Origin of the sequence: Janthinobacterium sp. PLB04 (genome assembly GCF_021165895.1) — a bacterium.
GTDB lineage: Bacteria > Pseudomonadota > Gammaproteobacteria > Burkholderiales > Burkholderiaceae_D > Janthinobacterium > Janthinobacterium lividum.
On sequence record NZ_CP088968.1, the window covers coordinates 5,914,209 to 5,930,735 of the forward strand.

Here is a 16,527-nt window from a genome sequence, read left to right on the forward strand (position 1 = left end):
CTTTTTTTTTCGCCCATCGCCGCGCAGCGGCACAGGAAAAAATAGTTTCACAGATAATTTGACAGATATGTCCCGCGCTCCCGTTATCCCTGCAGGCATGCCACCGGCACGCCGCCCAGCGACAGGAGAGCAAGGATGAAAAACAAGGTTTCAGGCAGGCTGCCATGCAGCGCCTGACCCCGGCCGAACGGCTGGTGGCGGCCATGGCGGCCGAAGGATTGCCGTATAAAAGCATCGCCAGGGAACTGGGCAAGTCGCCGGCCACCGTGCGCAACCAGCTGCATGCGATTTACCAGAAACTGGGCGTGGGCAACCGCACGGCGCTCGCGCACAAGCTCCGGGGTCATCCTTGACGCCGCGACAGGCGCAGCATCTCAGGCGTCGCTTCGACGATGTCGATCACGTCCTGCACCCCGCCAGCATCGCCCACCGCATAGCGGCCCATGCCCACGGGTACCAGCCGGGTCACGGGGCCGGCGCGGGGGCGGTCATCGGGGCCGGGCGCCATGGACGTCAATGTCGCCTCCCCTTGCGCCGTGGCGCCGGCGGGCGCGCCGAACTCGAGCACCTTGCGCCCCTTGCGGCTGGGAGGAAAGACGAACGTGGCCGTGGGCCGGTACACCTCGATACCGTCTGCATCCTCCTCGAAGGAATGCGTCCAGCTGCCGCTGGGCAGTGCCGTTGTCATGCCGTGCATGCCGCCTCCCGTATCAACCATGGATGTCAGAAACACGATACCACGCCGCCCAGGCTTTCATAGCCGCTCACGGACGGCGACCAGGCCGTGCCGTTCCACGCCTTGTGGAACAGGGCGCCATTCGTACCCGTGACAAACACGTCGAGGCGGTTCGGCGCCCATGCCGTGGCGCGCGGACGCGAGGTGCATATGCCGCCCAGGCTTTCAAAGCCCGTCACGGATGGCAACCAGGCGGATCCATTCCACGCCTTGTGATACAGGGCGCTGTCCGTGCCGATGACGAACAGGTCGAGCCGGTTGGCACCCCACGACACGGCTTCCACTTCGCCCACGCATATACCGCCCAGGCGCTCGAAGCCGTCGATGGACGGCCCCCATTTCGCGCCATCCCACCACTTGTGGTACAGAGCGCCATCGGTGCCCGTGACGAAGACGTCGAGGCGGTTCGGTCCCCACGCCACGGCCTTCGGCGCCGAGGTGCAGATGCCGCCCAGGCGTTCATAGCCCGTCAGCGACGGTCCCCAGGCCGTGCCGTTCCACCACTTGTGGTACAGGGCCCGGTCCGTGCCGACAACGAAGACATCGAGGCGGTTCGGCCCCCAGGCCACGGCTTCCGGCTGGCCCAGGCAGATACCGCCCATGGCTTCGTAACCCGTCAAGGACGGCCCCCAGGCGGCTCCGTTCCACCACTTGTGATACAGGCCGCGGTCCGTGCCGACGACAAACACGTCGAGGCGGTTCGGTCCCCAGGCCACGGCGCGCGGGTCGCCCACGCACAAGCCGCCCATCGCTTCATAGCCGGTCAGCGACGGTCCCCAGGCCGTGCCATTCCACCACTTGTGGAACAAGCCGCTGTCGGTGCCCGTGACGAACACGTCGAGCCGGTTCGGTCCCCACGACACCACCTGCGGGGCACTGGTGCAAATGCCGCCCTGCCCTTCATAGCCGGTGACGGACGGCGCCCAGGCCGTACCATTCCATGCCTTGTGGTAGAGCGCGCGGTCCGTGCCCAGCACGAACACGTCGAGGCGGGTCGCGCCCCAGGCCACGACGGGAGACGAGCTCTGGCGCGGCGTGGCGCCCGCGCCTGTGCCGCCCGTGCCGATGCTGGCGCGCGGGCCATCGAGACAGGCCTGCATGCGCGCCACCTGTCCCGCCGTGAACATGAACATGGCGGGATCGTCGACGTAATCCATATAGTTCATGAACATGTCGCCATTCGGCCCGTTGCTGCAGGACACCTGCGGAAACGAGGGCTGGCCCGTGTTCGGCCCGCCCTGGTTGGGCGTGTCGGCCACGTTGTCCGTGCCCGAACACCCGGTACCGTCGTCGCCCCAGATATGGTTCAGATTCAGCCAATGGCCGATTTCATGCGTGGCCGTGCGCCCCAGGTGGAACGGCGGCGCCGCCGTGCCGGTCGTGCCAAAGGCCGATTGCAGGATCACCACGCCGTCGGTGGCGGCCGGGCCGCCGGGAAACTGCGCGTAGCCCAGCAAGCCGCCGCCCAGCTGGCACACCCATATATTCAGGTAGCTGTCGGCCGGCCAGGCATCCATGCCGCCCGTCGCCTGCGACTTGACGGCATCGTCCGCGCCAAACGAGGCCGCCGTCGTCTGGCGCCGCTCGATGCCGCTGGTGGCCGCGCCATGCGGATCGGTCGTGGCCAGCGCGAACTCCACGCGCGCATCGGCCGTCAGGGGCAGGAATGGCGCCGGCGTGCTGTTGACATCCGGGTTGACGCGCCGGAAGTCACGATTGAGCACATCGATCTGGCTGGCGATCTGCACATCCGAAATATTCTGTGCGGCCGTATTCCACACCACGTGCACCACCACCGGTATCTGCGTCACGCCGGAACGTCCGGCAATGCTGCCGTCGCCCTCGTAGAGCCCGGCCAGGTTTTCGATATCGGCGCGCACGTTCGCATACGATGGATCTTCGCTCAGCAGGCGGCGATGCACGTCCATCGTGGCGCAGGTGCGCTTCTGCGGTGTACCGCCGCCCTGTCCACCGTCGCTGCCCCCCATGCCACCGCCACCATCGCCACCCATGCCACCGCCAGCCCCAAGCTGCATGCAGCTGGTGGCCGCCATGCCCTGAGGTGCCTGCTGCATGCCGCCGCCCGGCATGGCGCCGGCATCCGCGGCGGCCGCGCCCTGGGTAAGCGCAGCCTGGTCGGCATACGACATGCCCAGGCGCGGCCCAGCCATGGCGTCGCCGTCCGCCGCAGCGTCGCCAGCCTGCATGTCGCCTTCGACCGGCATGGGCTGCATGGCGGACACGGCAGGCGCGCCTTCCGCCGAACCGGTAGCCGGCGTTTTTTTCGTTTTAGCGGTGCTCATGATGTCTCCCTTCGTCTGTTTGCCAATTCACTATGGCACGGCGAAAAGAGGAGCATTTGCGCCAGATCAAGACTGGCAAGCGGTGCAAAAGAAAAGTGGCAGACGAAAAAAAGACAGCCGAAGCTGTCTTTTGGGCTTGCAGGCCGTGGCCCGCAAACAGGGAATTACTTGGCGGCGGCGGCCTTGACTTCAGCGTCGGCCTTGGCCTTGGCTTCTTCCGTCTTGGTGGCGGCGATGGCTTTATCGGCGTTCGCTTCCACTTTTTCCTTGGCGACCTTGGCATCCGCTTTCACGGAGGTTTTGCCTGCTTTCGCATCGGCCTTGGCGGCAGCCTTGTCAGCCTTGGCTTGCGCCTTCATCTTGTCTTCCGGATCGGCATCGGCCACTTTGTCGTGGGCCTTGGCCTTGGTTTTATTCGCCTTGTGCTGGGCGTCGGCTTTCTTTTCGTCAGCCTTCATTTCAGCCTTGGCGACATTGGCGTCAGCCTTGGCATCGACTTTGGCTTCCTTGTTGGCAGCCTTGTTGATGTCGTGCTGCGCAGACGCCTGGGCGCTGGCAACGGCTGGGGTGACTGGCGACGTTTGCGCGATGGCAGCGGTGGCAAACAGGGTAGCGATCAGGGCGGCGAGTAATTTGTTCATGATGAGACCTTTCAATATGGTTTAATTTTATTCTTACTAAAGGCGGGCAAAATGTTCAAAATTTGCCAGGCATCGCGCTGTTTCTTGATGTAGCGCAATGGCATGACTTCATAGTAAAGATAACTGGCAAACCACACAGTGCGTTAGCGCACTCAACGGAAAATATGTGCAATTCGGCAAATTTCCCATCGAGCGCGGCTGTACGCTTCAGGACCTCATGCGCGCACTGCCAGCGCCGCGTGGCGCGCCGCCACCCACTCCTCGTTGGCCGGCTCCACGCCCACCACGATGCGGCTGGCATCGGTGGAAATACGGCTGGCGTTGCGCGCATTGGCATCCGCATCGAGCACGGGACCGATGAAGCCCAGCTCGGCACAGATGCGCTGGCGCAGCTCGGCGCTGTGTTCGCCGATACCTGCCGTAAACACCAGCATGTCCAGTCCGCCCAGCACGGCCGTCAGGGCGCCGATCTCGCGCACGATACGGCGGATATACAAGGCCAGCGCGGCGCGGATACGCTCGCCTGTGGCATCCTGCCGGTCCTGCTGCGCCAGCAAGACCGGCGGGTCGGCCGACACGCCGGACACGCCCAGCAAGCCCGACTCGTGGTACAGCACATGCGCCACTTTTTCCAGCGACAGCTTTTCGATCTCCATCAGGTAGATGACGGCGCCCGGATCGAGCGAACCGCAGCGCGTGCCCATCATCAAGCCGTCGAGCGCGGAAAAGCCCATGGTGGTAGCCACGCTGTGCAGGTTCTCCATGGCGCACAGGCTGGCGCCGCTGCCCAGGTGGGCCACGATGACCTTGCCGCGCGCGACGGCACCGAAGCGCTGCTCCAGCACCAGCGACTGGTATTCATACGACAGGCCGTGGAAGCCATAGCGGCGCAAGCCCCGTTCCCACGCATCGTACGGCAGGGCCAGCATCTGCTCGACCTGCGGCACCGTGTGGTGGAAGGCCGTGTCGAAGCACGCCACCTGGGCGATATCGGGCCGCGATTCGAGCAGCACCTCGATCGCCTCCAGCGCGAACGGCTGGTGCAGGGGCGCCAGCGGCACAAAACTTTTCAGGTCGGCCAGCACTTTGAAATCGATGCGCACGGGGGTGAAATACTTGCTGCCGCCATGCACCACGCGGTGCGCCACGGCGCGCAAGGAGCGCCCGTCCAGCTGCGCCACCACTTGCGCGCGGATGTATTCGAGGGCCGCGTGATGCGGTTGCTCCGGGTCCAGCTGCAAAGCGACGGCAGGCAGGCCGCCGGCGCGGTACGTGGCGTTTTCGCGGCCGATGCCTTCGACCTTGCCGCTCCATTGCGCCTGCTGCGGCAGCACGCCGTCCGCTTGCTCGAACAAGGCGAACTTGATGCTCGACGAGCCGCAATTGAGCACCAGGATCAGGGTGCCGTCGGCATGTTGGAGTGAATCGTTCATGGCGGCGTGCTCCGGTAATGGTTGGCCAGCATCACGGCGATGGCGCACGAGGCGATGCGGCTGGCGCGCGAATCGGCGCGGCTGGTCAGGATGACGGGGACTTTCGCGCCCAGCACGATGCCGGCGCTGTCCGCGTCGCCCATGTATTCGAGCTGCTTGGCCAGCATGTTGCCGCTTTCCAGGTCGGGCACCAGCAAGATGTCGGCGCGGCCCGCCACCTCGGAAACGATGCCCTTGACGGTGGCGGCGGCGATCGAGACGGCGTTGTCGAAGGCCAGCGGGCCGTCGAGGATCGCCCCCGTGATCTGGCCGCGGTCGGCCATCTTGCACAGGGCGGCCGCGTCCAGGGTGGCCGGCATGTCCGCATTCACCGTTTCCACGGCGGCCAGGATGGCCACGCGCGGGCAGGCCACGCCGATCACGTGCGCCAGGTCGATGGCGTTGCGCACGATGTCGGCCTTCATGGCCAGGTTCGGCGCGATATTGATGGCTGCGTCCGTGATGATGAAGGGACGCGGATACGCAGGCGTCTGCATCAGGAAGCAGTGGCTGATGCGGCGCTTGGTGCGCAGGCCGGCGCTGGCCGACAGCACGGCCGACATCAGCTCATCCGTGTGCAGGCTGCCCTTCATCAGCGCCTCGACTTCCCCTTTCCCCGCCAGTTCGGCGCCGCGCGCGGCGGCGGCATGGCTATGTTCGACGTCTTCGATGGCGATGCCGTCCAGGCTCAGGCCCGCCTCCAGCGCCACCGCCTCCAGGCGCGCGCGCGGCGCCACCAGCACGGGCGTGATCAGGCCAGCCGCGTAGGCGTCGAGCGCGCCGGACAGGCTCAGTTCATCGCAGGGGTGGATCACGGCCACCCTGATCGGCCCCAGGGTGCGCGCGTGTTCCAGCAGGCGCCGCGTGCCGTCGCCGTTATGCAGGCGTACTTCGGGCAAGGTGGCGCGCGTCCTTTCGATCTGCTCGGCGGGCGCGATCACCTGCGCCTCGCCATCGAGCACCACGGCGCCGTGCTGGTTGACGCAGCGGCAAGCCAGCGTCACGTGGCGGCTGCACGGCTCGAGCGCCGTGACGGTGACGCTGATGGCCAGGGTATCGCCCACGCGCACGGGTTGCAGGAAGCGCAAGGTCTGGCCTGTGTAGACGGTGCCGGCGCCGGGCAGACGCGTGCCCAGCACGGCGGAAATGAGGGCCGCGCCCCACATGCCGTGCGCGATCACGCCCTGGTAGCGGGTGGCGGCGGCAAATTCGGTATCGAGGTGCTGCGGGTTGTCGTCGCCCGACATCACCGCGAACAGGGCGATATCGTCCATGCTCAGGGTGCGCGTGATGCTGGCAGTGTCGCCGATGGCGATCTGGTCGAAGGTGCGGTTACGCACGATATGCAAATCATCGTCTTGGGTAGTGGTCATCGTGGTCTTCTATACAGGGGTAATGTGTTTGGCCGGCTTGGCTTTTGGCCCGGCAGGGGATGCGCCCGCGTCCGACGGCAAGGCCTTCGCTTGCACCTTGACCGCGCGGTCGAAGACGTCCAGCATCTGCTGCAGGCTCGCCTCCTCGTCCGGCGTCGGCGCCTCGGGCACTTGCAGCACTTGCTGCAGCCACTCGGCCAGCGCGCCGATGTCGTCCGGGTCGGCGCGCGACAGCAAGGCAGGCAAGGCCGCGATGGCCGCATCGAAATCATGCAGCATCAAGCGCGCCTGCTGGCGCACGATACCGCGGAATTCCTCCATGCCGACATCCTGCCGGTATTGCGGCTTGATCAATTTCAGGGCCAGGTTGACCCTGCGCTCGTCGGCGATCATGCGGAAGCGGTAGATGTAGAACAGCGCGCGCACGGCCGCTTCCACCAGGCCGCCCCGCTGCATGTCCTCGTCCATCTTGCGCGTTTCGCAGCGCACGTATTCGCAATGCTCGGGCGAAATGCCGGGATGGGGGCGCGGCGGCGCCGTATCGCCGATGGCTTGTCCCGTCAGCGCCTGCACCAGCGGCGAGCCGTACACCAGGTCGAAGGTGGTTTCCTGCAGCGTATCGCGCCAGTCGCGCCAGCTGTTCAAGCCGGCCGTGATGGCGCCGGAGATGGCTTCCTGCATGGCCAGCAGCGGGTTGTCGGGCGATACCGGCTGGCGGTGGGCGCGCACTTTTTCCGCCTCCTTGGCCACCAGCCTGGCCAGCGGATTATGGTCCGTCCAGCGCTCGTACGACACGCGCAGCGGATGTGCGAGCTGCAGGAAGCGCGCCGTCTGCGGCGTGACCATGGCGCGCACCCACGGCTGCGCAAACGTGCGATACAGGGCCAGGTTCACTTCGGACACGCGCGCGGCGGCGGCGAATTTGCGGTCGTTTTCCACGCTTGGCTGCACGATGGCGCGCACGTCGTCGATGCCGCGGTGTTCGACCTGCAGCACATAGTCGCCGCTGGCCAGGTCCGCGTTCGGCGTATCGGGCGTCTTGTCGACGATCCTCGCTTCGTAGATGCCGGCTGGCAGCAGGTTGATCAGGTCGATATTGCTGGCGAATTTCTGGTGTTCCTTGTGCCCCACCTTGGCCGAGACGAAGATACCCAGGTGGCCGATGCTGTCATGCACGGCATACACGATGGTCTGGTCGTGCATCAGCACATCCTTGTCGTCGCGGTACAGGTCCGTGATCCAGCCCAGCGCCTGCGGCGGCGGCGTGATGTTGTCGCCGTTCGAGCAGAACACGACGATGGGCGAACGGATATTGCGCAAGTCCAGGCGCACGCCGTCGGAGGTAATCAATTCCGCCGTGGCCAGGCGGTTGCCGATGAACAGATTGTCGACGATGTACTGCATCTCGACGTCGTTGAGGAAGACATGGCCGCCCCAGTATTTTTCAAATTCCAGGTAGCGTGGCGCTTCCGTGTCGATGTTCGCATACAGGTTGTACTGCTTGCTCCACAGGGTATTGGCCGGGTTGAGCTTTTCGAAATTCTGCACCAGGCTGGCGCCGTCGAAGCGGCCGTTGCCCAGGTCGCCCGCCAGCGCCGTGGCCCAGCTTCCGCCCATCAGCCCACCCGCGTAGCGCATCGGGTTGCGGCCATGCCAGCCGGCCCAGTAGGACACGGGCGCGCCGGCCACGATGATGGGGCCGAACAATTCCGGGCGCATCGCCGCCGTCATGAGGATTTGCCAGCCCGCCTGGCAATTGCCGATGACGACGGGCTTGCCTTCGCTGAGCGGATGCAGGGCGATGACTTTTTCCAGGAAGGCCGCCTCGGCGTGCATCACGTCTTCCACCGTCTGTCCCGGCACGGGATCGGGCAGGAAGCCGATGAAGTAGCACGGGTGGCCGGCGCGCAGGGCCACGCCGATCTCGCTCTCGGCCTTGAAGCCGCCGATGCCGGGACCGTGTCCGGCGCGCGGATCGACGACGACGAATGGCCGCTTCGACGGATCGGGTTCCGGCGCATCGGGCGTCAAGATGCGCGCAAGGCCGTAGTTGACGGGACGCGCCAGTTCCAGGCCCGACATCACCAGTTCGGCGGGGAAGTCCAGCACGTTCGGCACTTCCTCGGCCATGTGCTCCTGGTACTGGTTGCCGCGCCGGCGCATCACGTCCGCATACAGCACGATGCGCTGCCACGAGTCGCGCGCATAGTCGCCCAGCACGCCCAGCGACGGCAAGCCGCCGGTGGAGAAAAATGGTGCAGCTTCGATCTTCATGGCTATCCTTTTCATGCAAAAAACGCCGGACCATTCCGGCGCGGGGGCTACGCCATCTGGCTGATGGTCTTGCGAAAGCGCGCCAGCGCGAAGGTAAACAGGGCCGTGCCGATGGCCAGCAAGGCCAGGAACGGTTTCCACACCACGTCGATGCCGGCACCCCGGTACAGAATCGCCTGGCTCAACTCGACGAAATGCGTGGTCGGGGCGATCAGCATGATGTTCTGCACCAGTTCGGGCATGCTTTCGCGCGGCGTGCTGCCGCCCGACAGCATCTGCAGCGGCAGCAGCACGAGGATCAGGAGCATGCCGAACTGCGGCATGCTGCGCGCCACGGTGGCGAGGAAGATGCCCATCGAGGTGGTGGCAAACAGGTGCAGGGCCGCGCCGCACAGGAACAGCGCGATCGAGCCTTCGATGGGCACGTGCAGCATGCCGCGCACCACCAGGTTCAGCGACAGGGCGGCAGCCAGCAGCACCACAAGGCCCATCGACCAGACCTTGCCCAGCATGATCTCGGCCGGCGTCACGGGCATCACCAGCAAATGCTCGATGGTGCCGTGTTCGCGCTCGCGGATCAGGGCCGCCCCCGTGAGAATAATCGACAGCATCGTCACCTGGTTGATGAGCTCCATCAGCGAGCCAAACCAGGCCTGGCTTAGCGACGGATTGAAACGCGCGCGCATCACCAGCTCCACGGGCGAGACGGTCGCGCCCCGATAACGCTTGGCGAATTCGGACACTTCGCCGGCGACGATCTGCTGGATGTAGCCGCTGCCGCTGAAAGCCTGGCTCATGCGCGTGGCGTCGACGTTCAGCTGCAATTCCGCCTGGCGCCCGCCCAGCACGTCCGCCTGCAGCTTGGGCGGTATCGTCAGCACGAAGGTGTACTGGCCCGCGTCCAGGCCCGCATCGACCTGGCTCTGGTTGATCATGGCCGGCGGCGTGAACTGCGGCGGGAAGAAGGCAGAGGCGATGCGCCCGGACAGGGGCGAGCCATCCTCGTCGACGATGGCGATCGACGCCATGTGCAGGGTTTCCGGCTTGGCCGTGGCGGCCACGTAGATCGCCAAGGTAAACGTGTAGAGGATCAGGATCAGCATCATCGGGTCGCGGATCAGGCTCCAGATTTCCTTCACGCCCAGGCGGTAGATATTTTCAAGATGCCGCATATCAGCTCTCCTGTTTCTTCAGCAGCGCCACCGTCACGCCGAGGATCACGGGAATGGCCACGATCAGGGGCCAGAACGAGGCGTGCAGATCGCCAAAGCCCAGCGCCTTGTTGAACACGCCCCTGCTGATATTGAGCATGTGCGTGGCCGGGTACATCAGGCCGATGGCCTTGCCCACGCCTTCCATCGACGAGACGGGATTGAGCAGGCCGGAAAACTGGATGGCCGGGATCATGGTGCCGATCATGGTCACGAACAGGGCCGCGATCTGGCTGCGCGTAAACGTCGAGGCGAACAGGCCGATGCCGGTGGCGCAAATATTGAAGATGAAGGTGGCGCCGATCAGGGTCGGCAAGCTGCCCTTGATCGGCACACCAAAGGCGGTGACGGCCAGCAGCGCCATGAGGACGAAGTTGAACATGGCCAGCACGACGTACGGCACCTGCTTGCCGAGCAAGAATTCCAGGCGCGTCACGGGCGTCACGTACAGGTTGATGATGGAGCCCAGTTCCTTTTCGCGTACCACGGACAGCGCCGCCAGCATGGCCGGCAGCATCAGCAGCAGCAGGGGAATCACGGCCGGCACCATGGCCGGCAGGCTTTTCACGTCCGGGTTGTAGCGGTAGCGCGTCTGGATGGCGACGGGGTTGTTCATGGTGATGCCATAGCGGTGCAAGGCCTGGTCGGCCAGCCACAGCTGGTGCATGCCCTGCACGTAGCCCTGCACGGTTTCGGCGCGCATCGGCATGGCGCCGTCGATCCACGCGCCCACCTGTGCCGGCGCGCCGCGCTGCACGTCGCGCGCGAAGCCGGGCGGGATCTCGATGGCCAGCGACAATTCGCCGCTGCGCATGCGCTTGTCGATATCGGCATAGTCGCGCAGAGGCGGACGTTCGACGAAGTAGCGCGAACCGGCCAGGTTGTTCGTGTAATTCTGGCTCAGGGTGGTCTGGTCGTGGTCAAGCACCGCATAACTGAGATCTTCGACATCCAGGCTGATGCCGAAGCCGATGACGAACAGCAGCAACACGGAGCCGCCCAGCGCCAGGGTCAGGCGCACGGGGTCGCGCCGCAGTTCCAGTGTCTCGCGCCACATGTAGCTGAGCATGCGGCTCAGGCTGAAACGGCTGCGCCGGTGTTCCTGCTGCGGTGCGGCCACTTCCGCCTTCTGCGCGGGCACCTCGCTTTCCTGCTCCGCCGGCGCCGTGCCGCCGCCCGCCTCTTCCAGGTAAGCGATGAAAGCCGCTTCCAGCGACGGCGCGCCCTTCTTGCGCACCAGTTCGGCCGGCGCATCGCTGACCAGCACTTTACCGGCATGCATCAGCGAGATGCGGTCGCAGCGCTCGGCCTCGTTCATGAAGTGGGTGGAAATGAAAATGGTGACGCGGTCGCGCCGCGCCAGCTCGATCATCAGGCGCCAGAAATTGTCGCGCGCAATCGGATCGACGCCGGACGTCGGTTCGTCGAGGATCAGCATTTCCGGCTTGTGCACCATGGCCACGGCCAGCGACAGGCGCTGGCGTATGCCCAGCGGCAGGCTGTCGGGCAAGTCGTCCATCACCGCGCGCAAGTCGAAGCGCTGCGCCATTTCGTCGATGCGCGCCCCTATTTCGCCGTCGGGCACGTGGAACAGGCGCGCATGCAGCACCAGGTTCTGGCGCACCGTTAGCTCGCTGTACAGAGAGAAGGCCTGCGACATGTAGCCGACCCTGCGGCGCGTGTCGATATCGCTGGAGTCGACCTCCTTGCCGAACAGCCAGGCCTTGCCTTCGGTGGCCGGCAGCAGGCCCGTGAGCATCTTCATGGTGGTCGACTTGCCGCAGCCGTTCGAGCCGAGAAAACCAAAGATCTCGCCGCGGCCGATGCGGAAATTCACATGGTCGACAGCCGTAAAATCGCCAAAGCGCATGGTCAGGTCTTGCGCCTCGATGGCCACGTCCTGCGCGCTGGCAGCGTCCAGCGGCGTGATGACCACGGGCTGGTGGCCCGCGCGCTTGGCTTCCGGCAGCAGTTTGATGAAGGCCGCTTCCAGGTTGCCGCTGTCCGTGCGCGCCAGCAGTTCGGCCGGCGTGCCCGTGTCGAGCACCTTGCCGTCGTCCATGGCGACGAGCCAATCGAAGCGCTGCGCCTCGTCCATGTAGGCGGTGGCCACCATCACGCTCATTTGCGGGCGCTGCACGCGGATGCCGGCGATCAGGTCCCAGAACTGGGCCCGCGCCAGCGGATCGACGCCGGTGGTGGGCTCATCGAGAATGAGCAGGTCGGGATCGTGGATCAGCGCACAGCACAGGCCCAGCTTCTGCTTCATGCCGCCCGACAGCTTGCCGGCCGGACGCGCCAGGAAGGGCTGCAAGCCCGTGCTGCGGGTCAGCTGGTCGATGCGGCGGCGGCGTTCGGCCGCGTCGTGGCCGAACAGGCGCGCGAAAAACTGCAGGTTTTCCTCGACCGACAGGGTCGGATACAGATTCTTGCCCAGGCCTTGCGGCATGTAGGCGATACGCGGGCAGACGTCGTCGCGGTGGCGCGCATCGCGCATGTCGCCACCCAGCGCCATGACGCTGCCTTCCTGTACCGCGCGCGCGCCGGCCACCAGCGACAGCAGGCTCGATTTGCCCACGCCATCGGGCCCGATCAGGCCCACCATGCAGCCGGCCGGCACATCGAGGTCGATGCCGTCGAGCGCCACCGTCTTGCCGTAATGCTGGCTGACGCCCCGGATACTGACGACGAAATTGTTCACGTCCATGGTCACTGCGGGACCTTCGCCGTCAGTTCAGCGGGCCATGCCTGCTTCGCATCGAGACGCACCCAGGCCACGCCGGGCAGGCCCACTTTCACCAGCGCCAGGTGCTTTTGCAGCAGCTCGCGGCTGATCTGCGCTTTCACGCGGAACATCAGTTTCTGGCGTTCGCTGGCCGTTTCCACCGTCTTCGGCGTGAACTGCGCGCTGGCGGCGACAAACGAGATCGTTGCCGGAATCACGTAGTTGGGCGCCGCGTCGAGGATGATGCGCACTTCGCCGCCCAGCGCCACCTTGCCGGCCGCCGTCTCGGGCAGGAAGAAGGTCATGTAGACGTCCGACAGGTCGACCAGGTTGAGCACCTTGCCGCCACCGGCCAGCACTTCGCCCTGCTGCGCCACCAGGTATTGCACGCGGCCGTCGCGCGGCGCCGTCAGCTGGCCATCGGCCAGGTCGGAATCGATGCGCGCCGTGGTCGCCTCGGCCGCGACGACGGCGGAGCGCGAACCGACCACCTGCGCCCGGGCCGCGTCGATGGCCGCCTGCGCCGCCGTCACCTGCGCCTTGGCCGCATTCAGGGCGGCGGCCACGCTGCGCACGCGGGCGCGGTCGTCGTCGAGTTCCTGCACCGAGGAAGCGCCCTCTTTCGACAGGGTTTCGGAACGGGCCAGACGGCGGCGCGCCGCATCGAGTTCGCTTTCGCGCTGCGCCACGATGGCCAGCGCGGCGGCCTTGTCGCTCTCGCGCACGGCCACTTGCGCCTGCGCGCCGACCACGGCGTCGGACGCCTGCTGCTGGCGCGCGCGCGCCTCGTCGCGCTGGGCCGTCAGCGAATCGACCTGCATGGTGGCCAGCGGCTGGCCCGCCTTGACGAAGTCGCCCTCGCGCACGAGGATCTCCTTGACCCTTCCTGCCAGCTTGGTGGCGACGTCGATTTCCGTCGCTTCGATGCGGCCATTGCCGCTGACAAAGCCTTCGCCAGGGCCCGTGGGACGCATTTTTTGCCAGGCCACATAGCCCAGCACGAGAACGGCCACGACCAGCGCGGCGGGGATGAGTTTTTTCTTCAGTTGTGGAGTCATGGTATCGGGGCGATCAAATTAGTGGGTGGAAGCGGCGGCGGAAGTGGCTGGCGCGCCACCGCCCAGCGCCGCATACAGGCTGACCTGGCTCGAGAGCAGCGCGCGGCGCGTCTGCACCAGTTGCTGCTCGACCGTCAGCAAGTCGCGCTGTGCATCGAGCACTTCCAGGTAGGGGGCTGCGCCATTGTCGTAGCGCAGCTTGGCCAGGCGCGCCCGTTCGCTCTGCGCGGCCAAAGTCGTCTTGCCGATGTCGACCTGCAGCGCCAGCCAGCGCCGGTTCGACAGCGCGTCGGCCACTTCGCGGAAGGCGCCCTGCACGCTCTTTTCATAATTGGCCACGGCCACGTCGCGGCGCACCTCGGCCAGGTCCATATTGGCGCGGATGCGGCCCGCGTCAAAGATCGGCAACACCAGGCGCGGCGCGAAATTCCACGCGCCGCTGCCCGAATCGAACAAGCCGCTCAATTCCGCGCTGGCCGTGCCGTAAGCCGCCGTCAGCGAAATCGTCGGGAAGAAGGCGGCGCGCGCGGCACCGATATTGGCCTGCGCGGCGCGCAGCTGGTGTTCGGCCGCCATCAGGTCGGGACGCTGCGTGAGCAAGGCCGAGGACAGGCCCGCATGCAGCGGCTGCAGCACGCTGGCGTCGTCGAAGCGGCGCACCTCGCCAGCCACCGGCGTCAGGTCGACGGGGCCGCCCACCAATTGGGCCAGCGCGTGCGCCTGTACGGCGCGCGCCTGTTCCAGCTGCGCCGACAGCGACAAGGCCTGGCTGAGCAGGGTTTCCACCTGCGTCAGGTCCAGCTTGGAAATCGACCCCACCTCGAAGCGGCGCGTGAAGATGCGCAGCGATTCGGCGCGGCTGTCGACCGTGGCGCGCGCCAGTTCCACCCGTTCATCGAGTTCACGCAAGCCCAGGTAGCCATTCGCCACCTGCGCCACCAGGGCCACGCCGACGGCGCGGCGCGCCTCGTCGCTGGCCAGCAAGGTTTGCAGCGCGCTGTCCTTCAGGCTGCGCACCCGGCCCCAGAAATCGAGCTCCCAGGCACTCACGTTCAAGCCTGCCTGGTACTGCGCGCTCGTCATGGGGAGGCCCGTCACGCTCAGGTCACCTGGCACGCGCGCGCGGCTGCCGGAGGCGCCCAGCGCAATGGTGGGAAATTGTTCGGCGCGCTGGATGCCATATGCGGCGCGCGCCTCTTCCACGCGCAGGGCGGCGATGCGGATGTCGCGGTTGCTGGCCAGCGCCTGCGCAATCAGCGCCTGCAGGCGCGCGTCGGCAAAGTAGGCTTGCCAGGCGACGTCGGGGGCGTGCGCGCCGGCCGGATCGGTTTCCGGATATTGCGCCGCCACCGGCAGCGGCGGTGGCGCGTACGGCGGCGCCATCGAGGCGCAGCCGGCCAGGGCCAGCATGGTGGCCAGCGCGGCCATCCTGGCGCGGTTGGGCAAAGTAGGAACAGCCATGGTCATCATCTTCCAGTCAATTCAGAATGTTGTAGCCGCCATCGACGTACAAAGTGCCGCCCGTGATGGCGCGCGCGCCGTCGCCGGCGAGGAAGGCGCACAGCGCGCCCACGTCCTCGATGGTGGCCAGGCGCCGCATGGGCGAGCGTGCGATGGCGTCGGCCATCAGGCGGTCGAAATGGGCAATGCCGGAAGCGGCCCGCGTCTCCAGGGGGCCGGGCGAAATGGCGTTGACGCGGATGCCCTGCGGCCCCAGTTCGGCGGCCAGGTAGCGCACCGACGCTTCCAGCGCCGCCTTCACGGGACCCATCAGGCCATAGTCGGCGATGACTTCCTCCGCGCCCAGGTAGCTCATGGTCATCAGGCTGCCGCCGTCCGGCATCAGCGGTTCGGCCAGTTTCGCCATGCGCATGAAGGAGTGGCAGGAGACATCCATGGCCTGCGCAAAGCCGTCGGCGGAACTGTCCGTCACGCGGCCATGCAAGTCCTGCTTCGGCGCGTAGGCGATGGAATGGACGACGAAATCGAGCCGCCCCCACTGCCGTTCGATCTGCGCGAACAGCGCTTCGAGCTGGCCCGGCACGGCCACGTCGAGCGGCGCCATGATGGCCGCCTGCACTTGCTGCGCCAGCGGCTCCACGTGTGGCCTGGCCTTGTCATTGAGCCAGGTGACGGCCAGTTCGGCGCCGGCCGCGCGCAGGGCGCTGGCACAACCCCAGGCGATGCTTTGCCCATTGGCAATGCCCACCACCAGGCCCCGCTTGCCCTGCAAAGGCAAGTGCTGCGGCAAGGCGGCCATCATGCCTGGACTGGACGCAGGGCGGGCCACGGCGTGGCCGCATGCACGCAGCGCACCGCGCCGGCGCGCATGGCGGCGGCGCACATGGCCAGGGTGACGCCACCGGCGCGCGCATACGGCAAGGCAATCGGAGTGTGGGGGTGTAAGGTACTGCACGCGCCAGGCGCGGGGGTCTGCATCTTCATGAATCGGCTTCCGTCACTGAAATTCGAGGCCGGCACCAGTGCATTCTCGGGGAACTGGTACAGGGCGAAAATTACTCTACAGCATTTAGATACGTGATTCGCGATGAGTCCGGTCCACATGCTTATCGTTTTGAGCTAGGTCAACTATAAGTGCGATTGCGGCAATGCAACATTGATGTAAATCAAATTTTACCGCAATATTATCTAAATGAAATATTTTTCAGGCAAGCGTGCGGGCGTATTTATTTGATAATATCAAGGGCTAGCGAGAAGAAAATCGCGCAGGTGA

13 protein-coding genes are annotated in these 16,527 nt (G+C 66.0%); 1 reads left to right on the forward strand and 12 read right to left on the reverse strand.

Features of this window, described 5'->3' with window-relative positions; genetic code table 11:
• Positions 1-164 precede the first annotated feature (164 nt).
• A complete protein-coding gene (locus LSO07_RS26145) occupies positions 165-353 on the forward strand; it encodes a helix-turn-helix domain-containing protein (RefSeq protein WP_034780317.1) in 189 nt (62 codons plus the stop codon).
• Here LSO07_RS26145 and LSO07_RS26150 read toward each other — a convergent pair.
• From LSO07_RS26150 to LSO07_RS26205, 12 genes are all read right to left on the reverse strand, one after another.
• Positions 344-697 (reverse strand): hypothetical protein, encoded by a 354-nt coding sequence (locus LSO07_RS26150; protein ID WP_151097068.1) that lies wholly within the window; start codon positions 695-697, stop codon positions 344-346. The two genes, LSO07_RS26145 and LSO07_RS26150, sit on opposite strands and share 10 nt — an antisense overlap.
• Positions 698-723: 26 nt before the next feature.
• Positions 724-3,039 carry a M43 family zinc metalloprotease gene (locus LSO07_RS26155; protein ID WP_208672436.1) on the reverse strand — a complete coding sequence of 772 codons (2,316 nt, stop codon included), beginning with the start codon at positions 3,037-3,039 and terminating at the stop codon, positions 724-726.
• A gap of 164 nt (positions 3,040-3,203) precedes the next feature.
• Positions 3,204-3,680, reverse strand: coding sequence for a hypothetical protein (locus LSO07_RS26160; RefSeq protein ID WP_034780321.1), 477 nt, complete (start codon positions 3,678-3,680; stop codon positions 3,204-3,206).
• A 215-nt stretch (positions 3,681-3,895) separates the two neighbouring features.
• Positions 3,896-5,113, reverse strand: a complete 1,218-nt coding sequence (locus LSO07_RS26165) for an acetate/propionate family kinase (protein ID WP_151097070.1) — start codon at positions 5,111-5,113, stop codon at positions 3,896-3,898.
• Positions 5,110-6,525, reverse strand: coding sequence for a bifunctional enoyl-CoA hydratase/phosphate acetyltransferase (locus LSO07_RS26170; RefSeq protein WP_151097072.1), 1,416 nt, complete (start codon positions 6,523-6,525; stop codon positions 5,110-5,112). The genes LSO07_RS26165 and LSO07_RS26170 overlap by 4 nt, the downstream gene beginning before the upstream one ends.
• 9 nt (positions 6,526-6,534) lie before the next feature.
• Positions 6,535-8,799 carry a DUF3141 domain-containing protein gene (locus LSO07_RS26175; protein ID WP_151097074.1) on the reverse strand — a complete coding sequence of 755 codons (2,265 nt, stop codon included), beginning with the start codon at positions 8,797-8,799 and terminating at the stop codon, positions 6,535-6,537.
• A 47-nt stretch (positions 8,800-8,846) separates the two neighbouring features.
• Entirely contained in the window at positions 8,847-9,971 is a 1,125-nt protein-coding gene (locus LSO07_RS26180; protein ID WP_034780330.1) for an ABC transporter permease, read from the reverse strand.
• Between the two features lies 1 nt (position 9,972).
• Complete coding sequence (gene rbbA / locus LSO07_RS26185) at positions 9,973-12,717, reverse strand: ribosome-associated ATPase/putative transporter RbbA (RefSeq protein ID WP_151097076.1); 2,745 nt, start codon at positions 12,715-12,717, stop codon at positions 9,973-9,975.
• Positions 12,718-12,719: 2 nt separating this feature from the next.
• Positions 12,720-13,793 (reverse strand): HlyD family secretion protein, encoded by a 1,074-nt coding sequence (locus tag LSO07_RS26190; RefSeq protein WP_034780332.1) that lies wholly within the window; start codon positions 13,791-13,793, stop codon positions 12,720-12,722.
• Positions 13,794-13,811: 18 nt separating this feature from the next.
• A complete protein-coding gene (locus tag LSO07_RS26195; protein ID WP_151097981.1) occupies positions 13,812-15,260 on the reverse strand; it encodes an efflux transporter outer membrane subunit in 1,449 nt (482 codons plus the stop codon).
• 10 nt (positions 15,261-15,270) lie between these two features.
• Entirely contained in the window at positions 15,271-16,056 is a 786-nt protein-coding gene (gene fabI, locus LSO07_RS26200) for an enoyl-ACP reductase FabI (protein WP_191909766.1), read from the reverse strand.
• The gene (locus tag LSO07_RS26205; protein ID WP_139144621.1) at positions 16,053-16,238 is read right to left on the reverse strand and encodes a hypothetical protein; all 186 of its coding nucleotides are present in this window, start codon (positions 16,236-16,238) and stop codon (positions 16,053-16,055) included. Before LSO07_RS26205 ends, fabI begins: the two co-directional genes overlap by 4 nt.
• Between the last annotated feature and the right edge of the window lie 289 nt (positions 16,239-16,527).